At 56.6% G+C, this 19947-nt stretch carries 16 protein-coding genes; 14 read left to right on the forward strand and 2 right to left on the reverse strand.

Annotation, left to right across the window (positions count from 1 at the left end; translation table 11 throughout):
- Positions 1-22: 22 nt before the first annotated feature.
- From BLQ82_RS09855 to BLQ82_RS09910, 12 genes are all read left to right on the forward strand, one after another.
- A complete protein-coding gene (locus BLQ82_RS09855; protein WP_062523879.1) occupies positions 23-1129 on the forward strand; it encodes a pyridoxal phosphate-dependent aminotransferase in 1107 nt (368 codons plus the stop codon).
- Between the two features lie 594 nt (positions 1130-1723).
- Positions 1724-2578: an adenosylcobinamide amidohydrolase gene (locus BLQ82_RS09860; RefSeq protein ID WP_074648102.1), complete on the forward strand. Its 855-nt coding sequence runs from the start codon at positions 1724-1726 to the stop codon at positions 2576-2578.
- A gap of 21 nt (positions 2579-2599) precedes the next feature.
- Positions 2600-3565, forward strand: a complete 966-nt coding sequence (gene cbiB, locus BLQ82_RS09865; protein WP_062523880.1) for an adenosylcobinamide-phosphate synthase CbiB — start codon at positions 2600-2602, stop codon at positions 3563-3565.
- A 7-nt stretch (positions 3566-3572) separates the two neighbouring features.
- The gene (locus tag BLQ82_RS09870) at positions 3573-4406 is read left to right on the forward strand and encodes a histidine phosphatase family protein (protein WP_062523881.1); all 834 of its coding nucleotides are present in this window, start codon (positions 3573-3575) and stop codon (positions 4404-4406) included.
- 149 nt (positions 4407-4555) lie between these two features.
- Positions 4556-6016, forward strand: coding sequence for an aminotransferase-like domain-containing protein (locus tag BLQ82_RS09875; protein ID WP_062523882.1), 1461 nt, complete (start codon positions 4556-4558; stop codon positions 6014-6016).
- Between the two features lie 15 nt (positions 6017-6031).
- Complete coding sequence (locus BLQ82_RS09880; protein ID WP_244280751.1) at positions 6032-7090, forward strand: D-alanine--D-alanine ligase; 1059 nt, start codon at positions 6032-6034, stop codon at positions 7088-7090.
- Positions 7083-8288, forward strand: coding sequence for an aminotransferase class I/II-fold pyridoxal phosphate-dependent enzyme (locus BLQ82_RS09885; RefSeq protein ID WP_062523883.1), 1206 nt, complete (start codon positions 7083-7085; stop codon positions 8286-8288). The genes BLQ82_RS09880 and BLQ82_RS09885 overlap by 8 nt, the downstream gene beginning before the upstream one ends.
- Positions 8289-8464: 176 nt before the next feature.
- Positions 8465-9526: a nicotinate-nucleotide--dimethylbenzimidazole phosphoribosyltransferase gene (gene cobT / locus BLQ82_RS09890; protein WP_208810836.1), complete on the forward strand. Its 1062-nt coding sequence runs from the start codon at positions 8465-8467 to the stop codon at positions 9524-9526.
- On the forward strand, positions 9523-10071 hold the full coding sequence (gene cobU, locus BLQ82_RS09895; protein WP_062523885.1) for a bifunctional adenosylcobinamide kinase/adenosylcobinamide-phosphate guanylyltransferase: 549 nt from the start codon (positions 9523-9525) through the stop codon (positions 10069-10071). Before cobT ends, cobU begins: the two co-directional genes overlap by 4 nt.
- Complete coding sequence (cobS, locus tag BLQ82_RS09900; protein WP_074648104.1) at positions 10068-10874, forward strand: adenosylcobinamide-GDP ribazoletransferase; 807 nt, start codon at positions 10068-10070, stop codon at positions 10872-10874. Before cobU ends, cobS begins: the two co-directional genes overlap by 4 nt.
- Before the next feature lie 104 nt (positions 10875-10978).
- Positions 10979-12586 (forward strand): cobyric acid synthase, encoded by a 1608-nt coding sequence (locus tag BLQ82_RS09905; protein WP_062523887.1) that lies wholly within the window; start codon positions 10979-10981, stop codon positions 12584-12586.
- Positions 12587-12588: 2 nt separating this feature from the next.
- Complete coding sequence (locus BLQ82_RS09910) at positions 12589-12915, forward strand: YnfA family protein (RefSeq protein ID WP_062523888.1); 327 nt, start codon at positions 12589-12591, stop codon at positions 12913-12915.
- Between the two features lie 493 nt (positions 12916-13408).
- Here BLQ82_RS09910 and BLQ82_RS09915 read toward each other — a convergent pair whose 3' ends face one another.
- On the reverse strand, positions 13409-15097 hold the full coding sequence (locus BLQ82_RS09915) for a methyl-accepting chemotaxis protein (RefSeq protein WP_062523889.1): 1689 nt from the start codon (positions 15095-15097) through the stop codon (positions 13409-13411).
- Positions 15098-15536: 439 nt separating this feature from the next.
- On the opposite strand from BLQ82_RS09915, the gene BLQ82_RS09920 reads away from it, so the two are divergent.
- Entirely contained in the window at positions 15537-16262 is a 726-nt protein-coding gene (locus BLQ82_RS09920; protein WP_062523890.1) for a queuosine precursor transporter, read from the forward strand.
- 470 nt (positions 16263-16732) lie between these two features.
- Here the strand turns inward: BLQ82_RS09920 and BLQ82_RS09925 are convergent, their stop codons facing one another.
- Entirely contained in the window at positions 16733-17827 is a 1095-nt protein-coding gene (locus BLQ82_RS09925; RefSeq protein WP_062523891.1) for a M24 family metallopeptidase, read from the reverse strand.
- 554 nt (positions 17828-18381) lie between these two features.
- Here BLQ82_RS09925 and BLQ82_RS09930 point away from each other — a divergent pair.
- Positions 18382-19659: a PQQ-dependent sugar dehydrogenase gene (locus BLQ82_RS09930; RefSeq protein ID WP_244280752.1), complete on the forward strand. Its 1278-nt coding sequence runs from the start codon at positions 18382-18384 to the stop codon at positions 19657-19659.
- Positions 19660-19947 lie beyond the last annotated feature (288 nt).

A 19947-nucleotide genomic window follows, 5' to 3' on the forward strand; every position in this document is an offset into this window, starting at 1 on the left:
ATAGTCTAAGAGGAGTGTAGACATGCTTGAAAAATACGGCCACGGCGGCGATTTGCTGACGGCGGCGGAACTGTATGGGGAGGGGGGGGGCGGCGCTTTTGTGGATTTCAGCGCGAATATCAACCCCCTCGGTCCGCCGCCCGGCGTGCTGGAACTGCTGCGGGATGCAGTGTCAGCGGTGACGGCTTATCCTGACCCCGGTCACCGCAGACTGAAATCCCTGCTGGCGGAGAGTCTCGGCGTAGACAGCGAATGGATTACGGTAGGCAACGGAGCCGCGGAATCGATGGCCCTGCTGCTGCTGGCTGCGGCTCCGCGCCGGGTAGGGATCGTCGAGCCCTGCTTCTCCGAGTACCGCCAGCTCGCGGAGCAGTTCGGTGCGGACGTCCTCTCGGTCCGTGGGACGAAGGAGCAGGGCTACCGGGCCGGTGTGCAGAGCATCGCCGGACTGCTGGAACAGGTGGATCTGCTGTTCCTCGGACAGCCGAACAACCCGAATGGCGTCCAGTATGCGCTGGACGACCTCCGGCTTCTCGCGCAGCAGGCGGAGCGCTGCGGGGCGGTGCTAGCGGTGGATGAAGCGTTCATCGACTTCATCCCCGAAGAGCGGAGGCAATCGCTGCTGCCGGAGCTTATGGCTTACCGTCATACGGTGCTGATCCGCTCGATGACGAAGTTCTATGCCATTCCGGGGCTGCGGCTGGGCTTCACCATCGCCGCCCCGGAGCTTGCCGCAGCCATGACCGGCAAGCAGGTGACCTGGAGCGTAAACGGCCTGGCCCTGCTGGCCGGGGAAGCCTGCCTGCGCAGCGGGCGCGATTATGAGGAGCGCACGCGGGGGCTGATTGCCGCAGAGCGCGAAGCGCTGCGGCAGGGCCTGCTGCGGCTCGGCTGCGAGGTGCCGCCGGGCGAAGCGAACTTCCTGCTGCTGGGCCTGCCCGCGCCCTGGAGCGCAGCGGTCCTGCAGGAGAAGCTGGGCCGAAGCGGCATTCTCGTGCGCAGCTGCGCGATGTACCCGGGCCTTGCGCCGGGCCATATCCGCGTCGCGGTCAAAGGCCGCGGGGACAATGCCCGCCTGCTGCGGCAACTGGAGGAGATTATCGGGGCGGGGGGGCTGACACTGAAATAAAGCTAAAGCGTGCAGCCCGATGGCACAAGCCGCAGTAAAACGCAAGGCGTAAGGCGGGTGCGCTGAGCAGCTGGGAGCACGGAGTAGAAGCGGTAGAAGTAAGTGGGGAGCGGCGTATGAGTAATAGTGGTAGAAGTAATTGGGGAGCAGCGTACGGAGTAATAGTGATAGAAGTAAGTAGGGGCAGTGGTACGGAGTAGAAGTGGTAGAAGTAAATGAAGGTTGTCTTATGGAGTAGAAGTGTGAAATGAAACGGTCATACCATACTCTGGTAGCATCTGCGCTCCAGATACTGATGCATAAGTAGAGGTTCTTCAACGTTTTGGACTAATCTGCCCTTGTGAAAAATCTAAGTGGAGCAAGTAAACTTATTTCGTTGAATTGCAGCTCGGAATGGGGATTAGTGGGATTTTGTACACTTAATTTGAGGTGAATCCCCATATATGTGCGGATGTGGCGTGATTAAGTTTACTTTTTCCAAATAACGTTTGCAGGAACGGCATATGGCCCCGATTAGTTGGAGAAATTCCACTTAGGATAGCTGCGTGGTCATGGATAGCTGTTGATTATGAGTGTGAAGGGGGAGGAAATTCAATGACTGAGGCGCGAAATCCTTTTAATCTCAAGGATGGGGAGACAAGATATGGTTCTGCCGTCTGGCCGGGGCTGGTACTGGAACGGAAGCCTGAGCATCTGCTGCTGGAATTCCCGGCTGAAGCGGAAGGAATTTCGAGTGCGGTATACGGAGGGGGCATGGTCCGTCTGAAACGGGCCGTCAACCAGTTCGTCAGCCGCGATTATAAGTGCAGCAATCCGGTGCGCGATATGGAGAACAAATTGCGCGAATGGGGGTATCCGCTGGAAGGCTGCGCGGGGCTGATGACAGCGGTGCCGCTGGAGCATGCTGCAGTTGCAGAGGAGGATACCGGCTCGGCGGGGATTTTCTGCTGCGTGACCGCAGCATCCGGCAATGCCGCGCGCGCCGGAGTGGCGCGGAACGTGCTGGCGGCTTACCGCCCCGGCACGATCAACATCATGCTGGGCATTGACGGCCGCCTGACTCCGTCCGCGATGGTCAATGCCGTCATGACGGCAGCCGAAGCGAAGGCTGCCGCACTGGCCGATCTCGGGATCACAGACCCCGAGAATGGCCTGATTGCAACCGGCACCACTACGGATGCAGTTGTACTCGCAGTGAGCGGGAGCGGACGCTACGGCGCGGAGCATGTCTACGCCGGAACGGCCACCGACCTGGGGGGAGCCATCGGCCGGCTGGTGTACGCCGCTGTAACAGCGAGCCTCGGTTCGGTAGCGGCGGCCCAAACGGAGAAGCCGAGCGGTTGGAGCTCTGCGCAGGAGCCTGTGGATTCACAGTCAGACCCGGCATTGGCGGTTCCCCCGCTGCGGAGCCGGCAAGGAAGGGCAGCCAATGAGCGATTTGAATCGTAAGCCGCTGCCGGGTGAAGGCCGGTGAAGCTTGCTGTTATATTGCTTGCAGCCTATGTACTGGACCGGATAATAGGCGATCCGCGCAGTATTCCCCATCCGGTCGTGCTCATGGGAAAAGCGATTACCGCCATTGAGCGGCTGATCCGCCGCTTTTGCTCGCAGCCGCGCGCGCTAAAAATTGCGGGAGTGCTGCTCCCGCTGCTGGTAGCAGGCGGAGCCTGGGGATTGACCGCAGTGATCCTCCTGCTGCTGTCCCGCATCGCACCTTGGCTGGCCTGGGCGACAGAGGTCTGGCTGATCTCTACAACGATTGCCTCCAAGGGGCTTAAGGATGCCGGGATGGCTGTATATGCCGAGCTGCGCAAGGGGGATATCCCGGCAGCCCGCACAGCGCTCGGCATGATCGTCGGCCGTGACACTACCAAGCTGGAGAGCCCGGATATTGTCCGGGGCACGGTAGAGACAGTGGCGGAGAATATCGTGGATGCGATTATTTCACCGCTTTTTTTCGCATTGCTGGGCGGAGCACCGTTGGCCATGGCTTACCGTGCGGTGAATACGCTGGATTCTATGGTTGGCTACAAAAATGACAAATACCGCAATCTCGGCTGGTCCTCCGCCCGGCTCGATGATGTGGCCAACTACATACCGGCGCGGATGACAGCGCTGCTGTTAGTCTTGTGTGCCTGGCTGCTGCGCCTGGACTGGCGCAGCAGCTGGCGTATCGTGCGGCGCGATGCCCGCCTCCATCCCAGCCCGAACAGCGGATTCCCGGAGTCGGCGGTAGCCGGAGCAATCGGCATCCGCTTGGGCGGAGAAAACGTATATCACGGCGTGGCTTCGTTCCGCGCCTACATGGGCGATCCCCTGCGGACAATGGAGCCGGAGGATATCATCCTTGCTTCACGGCTGATGCTGCGCACCTCTGCCATATTTGTCTGCCTCTGTGCAGCGGCCGCGTTGCTCTGGCACGGGATGGGGGGCTGACCTGAAGATGGCGAAGACCCAATCCGGACTGGATTTTGAGCCTGAACGGAAACCAGTGGATGAACTGGATACAGCGGATGAGCCCAGTTCTGGGCATGTGCGTGAGTCTAGTTCTGAGTATGAGCATGACCCGAGCCCTGAACGTAAGCAAACGGAATTGGGGTCCGATGATCAATCGGAATCAGAATCTGGTTCTGATTCTGGACTTGTGCTTGAACTGGTGCTGATCCGCCACGGACATACGCTGTGGAATAAGGAACGACGCTATTTGGGCAGCACCGATCTTGCGCTGCTGCCGGAGTCCAGGGCGGAATTGGCTGCGCTCCGGCAGCAGCCGGAGCTTGCCGGGGGCTTCTGGCGGGTATACTGCAGCGATATGCGCAGATGCCGCGAGACCCTGGACCTCATCGCGCCTGCACTTATGCACAATGCCATCTATGATTCACGGCTGCGGGAAATGAGCTTTGGCTCGTGGGAAGGACACACCTATGAGCAGCTTCAGCATCTTCCGCAATATCGGAGCTGGATCGATGATCCGGCGGCGGTCACCCCGCCGGGCGGTGAAGCCTGGAGTGCGTTCACTGGACGCGTCGAGCATTTTGTGTCCGGTCTGCTGCAGGCAGCGGCAGCAGCGCCCGGCTTGAAGAACGGCAGCCATGCGGGGCCTTTGCGGGTGCTGGTTGTGACGCATGGCGGCATCATCCGCCAGCTGCTGGCACGGACCATGGAGGGGTGCAGCTTCCGTGACACAGCTGCCCCGCCGCCGGGTACTGCAGCCACGGTGAGGCTGCAGCTTCAGGGAGGGCAATGGCGGTTAACCTCCGGTTATCCAGCTCCCTAACGGTATAGAATCCGTTCGAAACCAGGCTGCCGCCGGGAATTCGGGCGGATTTACCCTCAATAGAACCACAGCGGGAAGAAAATCCCGGGGCTGTGGTTCTTTTTTTACGAAGAAGACTGTGCCATGATAGCTATGGGGGCGATTGAAGCATGTTCAAGGATTTCAGGCTCATTGCCGGTCGGCCGGTATATATACAAGTGAAGGATTACATGAAGCATCTTATGATCAAGGGCGCCCTCCAAGGGGGCCAAAAGCTTCCTTCCACACGCGAGCTCAGCACGCTGCTGGGCGTCAGCCGCAATTCGGTCATTTCCGCCTACGAGGCACTTGCCGACGATGGATTCACGTATGCGGTGCAGGGTCAGGGAAGCTACGTCGCACCAGGTGCAGCAGCCCAGGCCGGCAGCCCGGATGAATCCGCATGGACACTGGACTGGAAAGCCCGGTTAAGCAGCCAGGCCCGGCTCGCTGAAGAGCTGGATATTATGAAGCGCGGGATCCGCGCGGCGAAGGGGACGATTTCTTTTACAAGCATCGCCCCCGATGAAAGCCTGTTCGATCTGGAAAATGTGAAGCGGGCGTTTCTTGAACGCATGGCGGTGGAAGGCAATGTTCTGCTGAACTATGGTTATGCCAAGGGGTATAAGCCTTTAATAGACTATTTGAAGCAATATATGGAGCACAAAGGCGTGGATATGCGGGGCAAGGACATGTTGATCACGAACGGATTTACGGAAGGTTTTGATCTTGTGTTGTCCGCACTCGGCCGTAAAGCCGGGGCAGTGGTTTGTGAGAATCCTACGCATCATACGGCGATTAAGAACATGAAGCTGCACGGTTTTGAGATAGCCGGAGTGGCTATGGAGCGTGACGGCATTCATCTGGGTGAGCTGAAGCGGGCGCTGGAGGCACGTGAATATGACTGTGCATATTTCGTTCCCTCTTATCACAATCCGACGGGCATCGTCATGTCTCCCGAAAAAAGGCAGCGGCTGATGAGGCTGATGGCCGAATACAAGGTGCCGGTGATCGAGGACGGCTTCAACGAAGAGCTGCGGTATTCGGGTTCCCACGTGGCTCCTCTGATTGCAGCGGCGGGCGGCGGAAACGCTGTGATCTATTTGGGCAGCTTCTCCAAAGTTCTTTTCCCCGGATTGCGGGTCGGCTGGGTGGTTGCGGATCAGGAGCTGATTTATTACCTGGAAAGTGTCAAAAGAGCCCGCAGCATCCACACCTCAACGCTGGACCAATCGATTCTGTACCAGTATCTGCTGGGCGGCAACCTGGAGAAATACCTGAAGCGGGCGAGAGCGGAATATAAGCGGAAATACGAGCTGACTCTGGCCTGCTGCCAGGAGCACATTCCGTATGCGTCACTCACCGGGGATGGGGGCCTGCATCTTTTTGCAACATTTGCCGAGGGCTTCAGCACGAGAGAGCTGCTGGACGCATGCCGGGAGCAGGGGGTTATTTTTACGGCGGGAGATATGTTTTATACGAATGGGCAAGGGCAGAACACGCTGCGGCTGGGCTTCTCCAGGGTAGCTGATGAGGATATTCTGAAGGGCATTGAGATTATTGGCAGGACAGCACGGCAACTACTGGGATGAAGAGGGGTTATGAGAATGAAAAAAGTAGGCGTGATTATGGGCGGGGTATCCTCGGAATATGAGGTGTCGCTGAATACGGGCAGGGAAATGCTGAAGCATCTGGACCGCAGCAAATATGAGGGCGTTCCGGTTGTCATTCATTCGCGGGAAGAGCTGGTTGATGCGGTAAAAGGCCTGGACTTCGCGCTGCTCGCCCTCCACGGAGCCTACGGCGAGGACGGAACGGTGCAGGGTACGCTGGAAACGCTGGGCATCCCCTATTCCGGAAGCGGCGTGCTCGCAAGCAGCCTGTGCATGGATAAACATCTGTCCAAGACCATTATCCGCAGCAAAGGTGTGCACACCCCTGACTGGCTCTGCCTCGGCCGGATGGAGGATTTATCGCCGGAAGCGGTGGAGGCTCTTGGTTACCCGGTAATGGTTAAGCCGAACTCAGGCGGCTCCAGCATCGGCATGACAAAGGTGGATAGCAGTGCGGAGCTGCGGAGCGCGGTGGAGAAGGCTTTTGCCGCTGACCGTTCAGTGCTGATCGAGGAATATACCGAAGGCCAGGAAATCACCTGCCCCATTCTCGGAGGAACGCTGCTGCCGATCATCGGCATCCGTTCACTTGGAGCGGATTGGTTCGATTACAGCGCCAAATATGAGCTGGGCGGTGCAGAAGAGCGGGTGATTCAGCTGTCTGCAGAGCTTGAGGAACAGGTGCATGCGGCGGCCTTGGCCTGCTATCAGGCGCTGAAATGTACGGTATACGCCCGGGTGGATATGCTGGTTAAGGACGGCATTCCTTATGTGCTTGAGGTAAATACACTGCCGGGCATGACCGAAACCAGCCTGCTGCCAAGAAGTGCGCTTGCTGCCGGATATACCTTCAGCGGTCTGCTGGACGAGATCATCTCCGGTTCGCTTGCAGAGCGGCGGGGGATGGAGGCAGCGGTGGAAAAACAAGGCCTAATAGGAACCCGAAGCATACAAGGTGAAAACGGAAACCAGGAAGTGCAGAGCGGGCAAGGTTTGGGGGAAACCATGCAGGGAGCGCTGACAACAAAGCAGGGAGTGGTCAACTATGTATAAAATAAAGCCGTTCCTGCCGCAGGATAGCAGCGCCCAGCTGAGTGAGCGGATTGCTCCGCGTGTACGGGAGATTGCGCCTTCGGGCATCCGTGCTTTTTTTGATCTCAGTGCGGGTAACAACGGGGTTATATCACTTGGAGTGGGGGAGCCCGATTTCACTACGCCTGAGCATATCCGGGCCGCCTGCATCCGTGCCCTGGAACGGGGAGAGACGATGTATACCCCGAATGCCGGGCTGCCGGAGCTGCGGGAGGAGATTGCCCGCTATCAGCAGGAGAGCTTCGGACTGGCGTACCATTCGCAGGACGAGGTGATAGTAACGGTCGGCAGCAGTGAAGCTCTGGATCTGGCGCTGCGTGCCTTTACCGCTCCGGGGGATGAGGTTATTATTCCTTCTCCCAGCTATGTTGCTTATTCGCCCATCGCCTATTTGAACGGAGGAACACTGGTGGAGGTGGAGGCTGCTGCGGAACAGGGCTTCAAGCTTACTGCCGAGGCATTGGAAAAGGCCATTACCCCGCGTTCCAAGCTGCTGATGGTGAACTTTCCGAATAATCCCACGGGGGCGGTCATGTCTTACGAGGACTGGATGCCCATTGCGGAAATTGTAAAGGCCCATAATCTGATCGTCCTGTCGGATGAGATCTATGCCGAGCTGACCTATGACAGCAGACATGTCAGCATTGCCTCGCTTCCCGGCATGAAAGAGCGGACAATCGTCATCAGCGGCTTCTCCAAAGCTTTTGCCATGACCGGCTGGCGGGTCGGCTATGCCTGCGGGAACCGCGAGCTGCTGGCCGCAATGCTCAAAATCCATCAATATACCGCAATGTGCGCACCGGTGCTGGGCCAGATTGCTGCGTTGGAATCGCTGCGCCATGGATTGCCTGACAAAGATCATATGAAGGAATGCTTCCGGCAGCGCCGTTCGCTGTTCGTAGAAGGGCTCAGATCCATCGGGCTGCATTGCCATGAGCCGCAGGGGGCATTTTATGCTTTCCCTTCCATCAGGCATACCGGGATGAGGTCGGAGGATTTTGCGCTTCGGCTGCTGCGGGAAGCAGGAGTTGCAGCAGTGCCGGGCCATGTGTTCGGAACGGGCGGCGAAGGCCATCTCCGCTGCTCCTATGCGGCTTCCCCCGCCAAGCTGGCCGAAGCGCTGGAGCGAATGGAAGGCTTCATGAAGGTAAAAATGTAATTGTAAGATCAATCTCTATCCCCTATAATCCTTAAGGAAGAAATAGGGAGTTGTGACGGAATAGCTGGCGCAGCAGAGTGCCCTCTTCTTCAGGGAAGAGGGCACTCTGCTGCCTTAGTTGCATTAATGGTTTGGAACTCTAATTTCAATATAATAAACACACTGGAGGCTATATGATGATCTCAGCAATTGAAGAAGTATCGGGGCCGATTGCTCCGCCAGATGAACAAGCGGCACTGCGGGCGGTACTCCGCCTGAACAGTCTGACCAAACCTCCGGGAAGCCTCGGACAGCTGGAAGAACTGGCTGTCCGCCTGGCGGGCATTTCGAAGACGGAGCAGCCCGGCTATGGGACACGCACTGTTGTTGTAATGGCAGCCGACCATGGGGTGTGCTGTGAGGGAGTCAGCGCTTTTCCGCAGGAGGTTACGGTGCAGATGGCCTATAATTTCCTCAGCGGAGGAGCGGCGGTCAATGTGCTGGCCCGTCAGGCCGGGGCAAACGTACAGTTCGTGGATATCGGTATCAACGCAGAGCTTGAGCACCCGGAGCTGATTAACCGCAAAGTACGGCGGGGAACGGACAACATGGCCGCAGGACCGGCCATGAGCCGGGAGGAGGCTCTTGAGGCGGTGCTTGCGGGTGTAAGAGTTGCCCAGGAAGCGGTAAAAAGCGGTACGGAGATTTTGATCACCGGTGAAATGGGCATCGGCAACACAACAGCCAGCGCGGCCATTCTGTGCGCATTGGAGGGCATCTCGCCGGAGGTGGCCGTCGGACGCGGAACAGGAATCAATGATGAACGGCTGCTGCACAAAATCGAGGTCGTGGAGCGGGCACTGCGGGTAAATTCCCCGAACCCGGCAGACCCGATGGATGTGCTTGCCAAGGTAGGCGGGCTTGAAATCGCCGGGCTGGCGGGGCTTATTCTTGGAGCCGCTGCCGCAGGCGTTCCCGTCATTCTCGACGGATTCATCTCCGGCGCAGCCGCATTGGTTGCAAAAGCCATTGCCCCCGAGTCCACAGCGTATATGATCGCCTCCCATGTATCGAACGAGCAGGGACACAAGCTGATGCTGGAGTGCCTGGGACTGGAAGCGCTGCTTGATCTGGGGCTGCGGCTGGGCGAAGGAACGGGAGGCGTGCTCTGTCTCCATCTAATTGAAGCGGTCAGCCGCATCATGACTGAGATGGCTACCTTTGAAAGTGCCGGCGTTTCGGGAGCTGAGGGGAAATGAGCATTCTGGTAACCGGCGGGGCGCGCAGCGGAAAGAGCGGTTTTGCCGAACGGCTGGTGCACTCCCTGGCGGATCAGGCCGTATATGTGGCTACCGGCCAAGCCTTCGATGAAGAAATGAAGGCCCGGATTGCTCTGCACCGCAAGCTTCGTGAAGAGAGCGGGGGCGCATGGGAGATATTGGAGGAGCCGCTTGAGCTGCCTGCGCTCCTGGACCGCCTCTCCGGCGGCAAGGCGGTGCTTGTGGATTGCCTGACGCTGTGGCTCTCCAATGTCCTGCTGGCCGTGGAGGATCAGGAAGACAGACAAGAACGGGCGGAACGGGAAATTTCCCGGCTGGAGCAGAGTGTATCTTCCTTTCGCGGCACGCTGGTGCTGGTGACAAATGAGGTAGGTGACGGCATTGTGCCGGAATACGCGCTTGGCCGGCTGTACCGGGATTTGGCCGGACGGATGAATGCGCTGCTGGCCCGGCGGTGCGGGCAGGTTTTTCTGGTTACTGCCGGGATTCCGATTGAGCTGAAGAGCAGAGAGTACCGGCTATGAGCGTGCGGGGGGATGCTGCTGCCGCTTTTCAGTTTCTTTCGCGCTTCCCGGTTAAGGGGGGCGGAGATTTCTCCCGCGAGCTGCTGCAGCGCAGCGTGGTGTATTACCCGCTGGTTGGCGCAGCCATCGGGCTGAGCGCGGCATTAGGCGCAGGCGTTGCGGTCTGGCTGCTGCCTGCCTGGCCTGCCGCCGTGATCACGCTCATCCTGTGGGTGGGGCTGACGGGCGGCTTGCATCTGGACGGCTGGATGGACAGCGCCGACGCGCTGCTCAGCTACCGCACGCGGGAGCGGATGCTGGAGATTATGAAGGACAGCCGCGTTGGGGCTATGGGAGTGCTGGCCTGCGTGCTGCTCCTGCTGCTGAAGGCCTCGCTGCTGGCGGCATTCCTCGAAGGCGGCTCCTGGACGGAGCTGCCGCTGCTTCTGCTGCCGCCGGTCTGGAGCCGCTGGTACATGGTGCGGGCTATGGCCCGCTACCCGCTCGCCCGCAGCAATGAAGGGCTGGCTGCCAGCTTCGGCGGGCTGCCTGCCCGGCAGGAGCGGCGCGCGCTGCTGCTGGCGGCGCTGCTCTCGCTGGCCGCAGCCGCCGCGCCGCTGGCGCTGGGCGCGGACAGCGCCTGGCCGCAGCTGCTGGCAGCGGCCATCCTGGCCCCGGCCCTGGCGCTGGCCTGCGGCACGCTTGCGGCCCGGCGGATCAGCAGCCGGCTCGGCGGGCTCACCGGCGATGTGTACGGCGCGCTGAACGAGCTGCTGGAGGCGCTGCTGCTGCTCCTGCTGGTGCTGCTGCAGCATAACCTGTAGCGCCGTTAGCACTTATCGGAGCCGGTCCTGTCAGTCGGCTCCTTCCAATAAGACAACTGCTTCGCCTGAACTCCGGCAGCAGGAATACAGCAAGGAGGCTTGGCATGAAAGATCAGGCAGCTACAACAGAAAAGAAGCCGCAGCCTGCGGCCGTGCTGATGATTCAGGGAACGGCATCGGATGTCGGAAAGAGTCTGGTGACTGCGGCCATCGGGCGGATCATGACCCGGGACGGATACCGTACGGCACCCTTTAAGTCGCAGAATATGGCGCTGAATTCCTATGTCACCGAGGACGGCAAGGAAATTGGCCGTGCCCAGGGCATGCAGGCCGAAGCGTTCGGCATTATCGCCACCACGGACATGAATCCGATTCTGCTGAAGCCCTCAGGCGAAATGAGTGCCCAGATTGTGGTGCACGGCGTGCCGCATACAGCGCTGAGTGCGCGCGAATACCGGGAGAAGTTTCTGCCCGAAGCTAAAAGTACAGTGATGGATGCGCTTGGGCGGCTGCGGACGGCCTATGATATCGTGCTGATGGAAGGCGCAGGCAGTCCGGCGGAGATCAACCTAAAGGCGGGGGATATAGTCAATATGAATCTCGCAGGCTGGGCGGATGCTCCGGTGCTGCTGGTTGCCGACATTGACAGGGGCGGTGTGTTTGCTTTTCTGGTCGGCACGCTGGAGCTGCTGGAGCCGCATGAGCGGGCCCGTGTCAAAGGCTTCATCATCAATAAGTTCCGCGGCGACCTGTCGCTGCTGCAGCCCGGACTCGATTGGCTGGAGCAGCGGACAGGCATCCCGGTGCTCGGCGTGCTGCCTTTTCTACCGCGCCTGCGGATTGAAGCCGAAGATTCCGTGGTTCTGGAAGGAACCTCGGGGAGGATGCGCGCGGCGCAGGGGAAAGAGCTGGATATCGCCGTCATCCGCTACCCGAGAATCTCCAACTTTACCGATTTTGATCCGCTGGAGGACGAACCGGATACAGCTGTGCGTTATGTGAGCACCGCTGTAGAACTGGGTACACCGGATGTCATCATCCTGCCGGGCACGAAGAACACAGCCGCCGACCTGGATTATCTGCGGGAGCAGGGCTTCCCGGAAGCTATCGCAGCCGCGCTGAATCAGGGAACCCGGCAGCTTGCAGGAATCTGCGGAGGCTACCAGATGCTGGGCTTGAAGCTTCTTGATCCGCATGCTGTAGAAAGTGCAGAACCCGGCGAAAGGGAGGGGCTTGGGCTTTTGCCGCTGTCGACCTCCTTTCTGCAGCAGAAGACCACTGTCCGTGCCAAAGGGATGCTGGCTCAGGATCATCCGCTGCCACTAAGCGAAGCATCCCCCGGCACGGCAGCAGAGTTCTCTATCGAAGGATACGAAATCCATATGGGCACCACCACGAACCATGATCCTGCATCGGTTAGAAGCCTTTTCCGGCTGCAGGGACCGGATGGGAGTATACAGCAAGAAGGCTGGGGAACGCCGGAAGGACGGGTCTGGGGAACCTATCTGCATGGATTGTTCCATAACGATGCCTTGCGCAGAGCCTGGCTTGACGGCCTGAGGCTGTCCAAAGGACTAGCGCCGCTGGGGCAGACCTTCTCGGCAGCGGCGCTGCGCGAGCAGGAGTTTGACCGTCTGGCGGATACCGTGCGTGCGAGCCTTGACATGGCCGCCATCTATGAGATTATGGGTGTATCTCAGCAAGGGAGGTAACCATGGTTATTGCGATTCTGCTCTTTATCGTTGCCGGCCTGGCCGAAATTGGCGGCGGCTACCTGGTCTGGCTGTGGCTCAGGGAATCACGGCCGCTCTGGTATGGACTGGTTGGAGCGCTGATTCTCGTGGCGTACGGCATCATTCCCACCCTGCAGAAGTTTCCTTCCTTCGGCAGAGTCTATGCTGCCTATGGCGGGGTGTTCATCGTGCTGGCCGTGCTGTGGGGCTGGCTGGTCGATAAAAAAACACCCGATCTCTATGACTGGCTGGGTGCCGGCATCTGTGTAATCGGCGTGTCTGTCATTCTGTGGGCGCCAAGACATTGAGCGGCTGTGAGAGGCACGCTCTGGGATAGGCATGTCTACAGCCATAGCAGGCATGCGTCTCTACACCGGCAGCGTCAGGGAACAGATAAAAGGCAGTTCCAGGTCCGGATTGGACCATGGAGCTGACTGAAGAAGATAGTTCATGGCGAACCGGAGGCTAAGTGGAAAAAGTGTAACTATTTTGCGCAAATTTATTCCGGAGCGGTGTTTAGTGGGAATTTATCCACCTAATTCAAGCATATCCATCGCTAAACGGCTCTTTGGGTAAGATTAGTGATCCTTTTTCCACTCCACTCCTCTCGGTTTGCCGCAGCAGGGCTGCAGATTGGAGCTGCACGCCACACTTCTGTTTCCGTAGTAGCCTTAATTGGCAGCATGTGATAGAGTTTCTGCTATTTCCTAATTAAACTAAACAAGAAACGGGTGCCGCTCCCTGCAGGGAGCGGCACCCGTTTTATGCTTGCTGCTGCGGCGAGCTTACGAGTACGCCGGACTATATTTTGAACCGCTGTACGGCTTGCTGCAGCTGTACAGCTTGCTGGTACAAATGCTCTACGGTTTGCGCATGGACCTCCAGCTCCTGGTGCTGACGTTCAGAGTTGGCGGCAAGGGTATCGGCATTCTGCCGGGACTTGGAAGTGATCTGGGCCGTTTCCTCCACAGAGGCGCTGACCTCCTCGGTGCCTGCTGAAATCTGCTGGGTGGCGGCGGATACGGACTGAATGCTGTGGTTAATGCTCTGAATCAGAATCAGCAAATGGCTAAAAGCATTTCCGGCTTCAGCCACTTTACCCACCCCGGAAGCCACCTCGGCGTTCACGTGATTCATTTCTTCCACCGACCGGTTCATATCCTCCTGCAGGCTGAGCAGGAACTCACGGATCTGCTCATTCGATTCTTTGGATTGCTCGGACAGCTTGCGGACCTCCCCGGCAACCACCGCAAAACCGCGGCCATGCTCGCCAGCCCGCGCAGCTTCTATGGAAGCGTTCAGTGAGAGCATTTGAATTTGCTTGGTGATTTCCGTAATGCCCTGGACAACCTCACCAATCTGCAGGGAACGCTCATTCATCATGCGGAACTGCTCCAGGGATTTCACAGAAGCCTCCGCTACCTGGCGCATCTGCTCCACGGCGCTTTGAGCAATGTCGTTCCCGCCAGTTGCCTCTTCGGAAGCCTCGATAATCTGTTCGGTAACCTCACCGGCTGCTGAAGCAATATGCTGGATGCCGGTATTAATCTCATCCATGGCCCGGGAGTTATCCAGCGCACTGCTCGCAATGGCAGTACTGCCTTTGCCGATCTCCGCAACGGACAGGGAGGATTGTTCAGCCATTCCGTTCAAAATGTTAGTGCGCTCCTTCAGATCATTGGAATCTGCAACCACGATGCTGGAGGTATCCAGTACCTGTCCGATCATTTCCCTCAGCTGCTGGCTCATGGTCCGGAAGCTTTCGGCGAGCTGGGCTACCTCGTCGCTGCCCTTAATCTCCAGCTGCTGGGTGAAATCGCCGCCTGCCAGCTTGTTGCTGTAGGCTGCAAGCTGTGTGATCGGGCGGGTAATTCTGCGGGTCATAAGCAGTGCAGAACCCACGCCAACGATCAGTACAGCCAGCGTGATTCCGGCGCTGGTCCAGAGGATACTGCTCATTTTATCTTTGACAAAAGCGACATCCGAACTTGCTCCGATGACCATTGTAGTGCCGGGAACACCGACATACGCGGTCTTATGTATACCATGACTGTCACTATAGATTTCACTGAGTCCGGCCTTTCCTTTGGCGGCCTGTTCCATGGCTGGCTGTACCTCGATGCTCTCATCCGGCTTCAGCTTAGCTCCGTGATCTGCGGTCAGCACAGTGGCTTTGCCTTCCTTCAAATCGATAAGAAAGATGGTTTCAAGATCGTGCTGCTTTCGTTTATCCTGGAAATAAAATTCGATTGTTGTCCTCGATTGCTCGTTTTTGTTCAGAGTCTGCTGGGCATGTGCCGCATTCATATTTTTATAAATGTCCTGGGCGGCGGCTGTCAGAATCTTGTTGATCTGCGGCATGACATAGCTGTTGATGGTATTGATGGATATGAAATAAAAGCTGGTACTTAGCAGAACAGACGAGAGCAGCAGAACGACGAACAGCAAACGTGTAAATTTACGGCTGATTGATTTTTTGACTTGAAACATTTCATTCTCTCCTTATCCTTCAATTGCATCCTTCTAACCCATGTCAATGCTTTGCGGGCCGGTAAGCAGCGATATATTCCGTAGGTATTGGTCATATATGAAGCTATCATTTCCGGGAATGTGATTGATAACTATTCTATAGAATTAACCTCCGGTTGAATAGTGAAAATTTGCTTAATCCTGAAGAATTTTCAGAAAATATATGAATAAATGACGAATCCTTTGTTTGTTTAGCGAAAAAAGATGAATAAAACTGTTTTTCATGAAAATTTAAAATTTCATAGCATGTTAGCTTTGATTGTGGTAGAGTAATCTTTTGTTCATATAGAACAGTTATACGTTTTTTGAAGAACGGTTTAATTGTTTTTGCTTGTCAAAAGCTGAACGCCGCGGTTCGTAACCATCCCGCGTAACCAAAACTAGGAGGAGTTACAGATTTATGTTTAATTTGTTGTGGGGAATTTTGTTCGTAGTTGTCAACTTTGGCTTCTATCTGCTCTGCTACCGGCTTTTCGGCAAAAAAGGCCTGTATGCCTGGGTCGGCGTGGCAACGGTCATCGCCAACATTCAGGTCGCCAAAACCATTGCCATGCCGTTCGATATTGTAATGACGCTGGGCAACACCATGTACGTCACGCTCTATATGACCAGTGACCTGCTGAACGAGAAATACGGGCGTGCCGAGGCGCGGCATGCGGTATGGTTTGGCTTTTTCACACTGCTGATGACTACCGCGATTATGCAGATGGTGCTCCTGTTCGAGCCGCAGGAAACGGATATCGCCCAGTCTTCGCTGGAGACCATCTTTGGTCTGATGCCGCGGCTGGCGCTGGGCAGCCTGACCGCCTATTTTATCAGCCAGTTCCTCGATGTCCGGCTCTACGCCTGGATTCGCAAGTATTATGGCAGCTCGCGCCAGCTATGGGTCCGCTCCAACGGCAGTACGATGGTCAGTTCTTTTGTCGATACGCTGGTCTTCTGCACGATTGCCTTCGCCGGAACCTATGACCTCAGGGTGTGGACAGAGATTTTGCTGACTACTTATGTTGTAAAGTTCCTTCTTACCGGGGCTGGAACGCCAATTTTGTACATTGCCCGTTCCTTCAAATTTACGGAGGACGAACTGCCTGTTCGTACATCCCCAGATACACGCAGCGTTTCCTGAGGCCTTGCCTAAGAAGCACCCGATTATATTGCATCACAAAAGCAGCAGACCAGCTCTTTCCGGAGCCGTTCTGCTGCTTTTTTTGATTATTTGGGAAAAGTCCGGAAATCAGTCGGTCTAGATATCTTTATTCCAACTAGCGCTTTCTCACCGGCTTTTTTGCAAATGCTAGTTGGAATAAGGGAACTTATTTCTTCCTGAAAATTAACAATTATGAGATATAAGTGGAAAAAAGGAATTTAATTGGACAATATTACGCTGCCAGAGGCGGAACGAGCTAAATTAGTGATCCTTTTTCCACTTGGAATTGCCGAAGGATTCATCCAGGGTTCTCCAAGCGGCGCTAATTGAAATCCTCACCGGCTGCTTATCCAATCAGGACGGCGCACCGCTCTGTTCTACGCCTGCCCGCAGGCAGCACACGGAAAATACGCACGGTCTGCGGGAAATGCTGGTACGGAAGCCGCTAACTACAAATGCAGCACCGTCAGCGCTTTGGACATGGTTGTCAGCGTCTGCGGGCCTTCCGGCGTAATCCAGACATCGTCTTCAATCCGCACACCGCCCAGACCGGCCACATAAATTCCCGGCTCCACGGTGAATACATTGCCGATATCAATGAAATCCCCGTTCATGCCGTGCAGCGAAGGGTACTCATGCGTGTCCATGCCGAGGCCGTGACCGACCCGGTGCATGAAATACTCGCCGTAACCGGCTGCTTCGATCACATCACGTGCTGCACGGTCCACTGAACCGAAGGTCGCGCCAGCGCGGGAAGCGGCGATACCCGCTTCATTGGCGGCGAGCACAGTGTTATAAATCTCGGCCAGTTTGGGGTCTGCCTCTTCCACAGCGAAGGTGCGGGTGATATCGGAAGCGTAGCCTGCGGCGTATACACCCAGGTCGAACATCAGAAAGTCTCCCGGCTGAATAATGCGGCTGCCCGGCACACCGTGCGGCAAGGCAGTATTCGGGCCGGAGAGAACCATGGTGTCGAAGGAGGGTCCGGAAGCCCCCACCTTTTTCATCAGATAATCCAGCTCGGCAACCAGCTCAATTTCACTGACCCCCGCTTTGACATGGGTGAGGCCTTGACGGAGCACCTCTTCGACCAGCTCGGCGGCATGCTTCATCCGGCTGATCTCATCCGGCGTTTTTTTCGCGCGCATGGACCGCAGCAGATGGCCGATATCGCGGAAGGCTTCCGCAGGAACCGCTTCGGCCAGCTGTTCATAACGGTGTACGGTGAAATGCTCCTTCTCGATGCCCACAGTTCCCGGCTTAGAGCCTGCAAAACATGATTTCAACAGCTCATACGGGTTGTCCGTGTCGCTGTGCGTCAGAATCTTAGTTACCGAGGAGGCGGCATGAGCCGCTTCGGCATCAAGTGCCGGAACGATCAGCACCGGCTCCCCGCCGCGGATCAGCAGCAGTCCAAGAAAACGCTCATGCGGATTGCTGGCAAATCCGGTCAAATAATAGACATGCTTCGGATCGGTAACGAGCAGCGCATCCAGGCCTCCGCCGGCCATTCCCTGCTCCAATGTGGATAGAGCCTCATTCATTTCAGTTGTTCCCCTTTCGGTTTCACGTTACAAAGCAACGCTCTCATTATAGATCATAACCCGGTAGGGTGCACGCGCAGGTCAATACGGGGGGGGCCAGGGTTTATGACTGGTGAGCGCGGGGTAATAGGTGCCAAAATCGTTTTACGGCTTGGCAGCGGCGAGAGCAGAGCTATGCATTTTTTGATGCCGAATGAGCTGGTGGCTTTTTTACTATCCGCCTGTGTTAGCTGTAACTGTAGCTCTAACCCTAACTGTATTCCGTACAACTAAAGTGAATGTTTTTATGTCCAAACCAAAGCTTATTGCACTTCGTACAATTAAAAAGACTCCAATGGGCTGAAAACAGGCCAAACGCTATTTTTAGTTGCACGAAATACACTTGGCGCTGGCATGAGGCGGTTTTACCTTCTTTTAACTGCACATAATACATTTAGCATACCTGTGTGAAAGGTTTGGGTTCCTATCTGCATTTCATTTTGTTTCCTGAACAAACTTACTCCGTAGGGGCTCCATTCGCTCCCCCGGAATTTTATCCTGTGGGAGGTTAAATCATGTTTTGTAAAAAAAGCCTTAACCGCATATGGCTGCTAGGCAGCACATGTATTATAGGGGCTGGACTGCTGAGCGCCTGCATGAATTCTGCCGCACCGGAGGTCAATGAAGCCGGAATGAGCGCCGGGGAAAACCGTCCTGCGAAGACACCTTCCGCATCCGCCAGCCCTGAGCCAGTGCCATCAGCAGCCGAACCGTCAAAAGACGGAGGGGGGAAGCCGGAGAATTCGCAGCCGGCCTTTTCTTCTTCGTCCTTTCCGTATACGGCCCGGACGCTGGCGAGCGGTCTGAATGTTCCGTGGGAGATGGCCTTTGCTCCGGATGGACGGATCTTTTTCACTGAGCGGCCCGGTACCTTGCGTGTATTTGAAGAAGGTGAGCTGAGGAAGAAGCCGCTGCTGGAGCTCCCGGCGCCTTTTATCAGCGAAGGCGAAGGGGGGCTGTTGGGCTTAGCCCTTGATCCGGCTTTTGAAGACAACGGCTTCGCCTATGCCTACCATTCCTACCGCAGTGACAGCGGCGGTGTGGAGAACCGGGTGCTGCGGTTGAGCATCAGCGGGAGCAAGGCCGAGATCGACAAGGTTCTGCTGGACGGCATTCCCGGTGACACCAACCACAACGGCGGGCGGATCAAATTCGGACCTGACGGCTATCTGTATATCACTACCGGTGAAAGATATGAGCCGGAGCTGGCGCAGGATCAGGAGAGCCTGGGCGGCAAAATCCTGCGCATTTCCAAGGATGGCACCCTTCCGGCAGATAACCCGTTTCCTCATTCTCCCGTCTACAGCTGGGGGCACCGCAATCCTCAGGGGCTGGCCTGGCAGCCGGAGAGCGGAGTCCTCTACAGCTCGGAGCATGGACAGTCCAGCCATGACGAGATCAACCTCATTGAGGCCGGGGGCAATTATGGATGGCCGCTGATCGAAGGCGATGAGGCCGGAACCGGGAGCGTGGCGAAGATGAAGCTTCCGCTGCTGCATAGCGGGGAGGTGACCTGGGCGCCGTCAGGAATGGCTTTTATTACCCAGGGGCCGTGGAGCGGCGAGCTGCTTGTGGCGAATCTGGCCGGACAGCAGCTGCTTCATGTTTCACCGGGTACGGGAGATAAGAAACCTTCGGCAGAAGCTTTGTTTCATGAAAAATGGGGGCGTATCCGCAACGTGGCCGAAGGGCCGGACGGCACCCTCTACGTGATGACCAATAACCGGGATGGCAGAGGCAGCCCTGGCGCAGCGGACGATCAGCTTATCGCCTTGAGGCCCAACTGGAAGTGAGCAGTTCAGCTGCTCTCTTTTTTTTGCGAAGCTGGCTCTTCTGGTTGAAAGCGGCTGTTTTGCCGAATGGATAGAAATCTCAAGTTTTTCTCTTTTGTGTGTGTTTGGGTCTTTAGTCCTTATTTTATACTTGATAAAATGGCGAAATGTGACAAAATATCTTTCTTTACGCTAAATTAAGAGATTCTTCGGTCTATTGTTAAGGAATTGATTGACATTAAATAGGTCCTTAGATAGGATGCCATTATATCTATCTGTAATTGACAATTCTGCTGGGGGAGGAGTCAA

Source organism: Paenibacillus jilunlii (assembly GCF_900102965.1).
GTDB classification, from domain to species: domain Bacteria; phylum Bacillota; class Bacilli; order Paenibacillales; family Paenibacillaceae; genus Paenibacillus_AQ; species Paenibacillus_AQ jilunlii.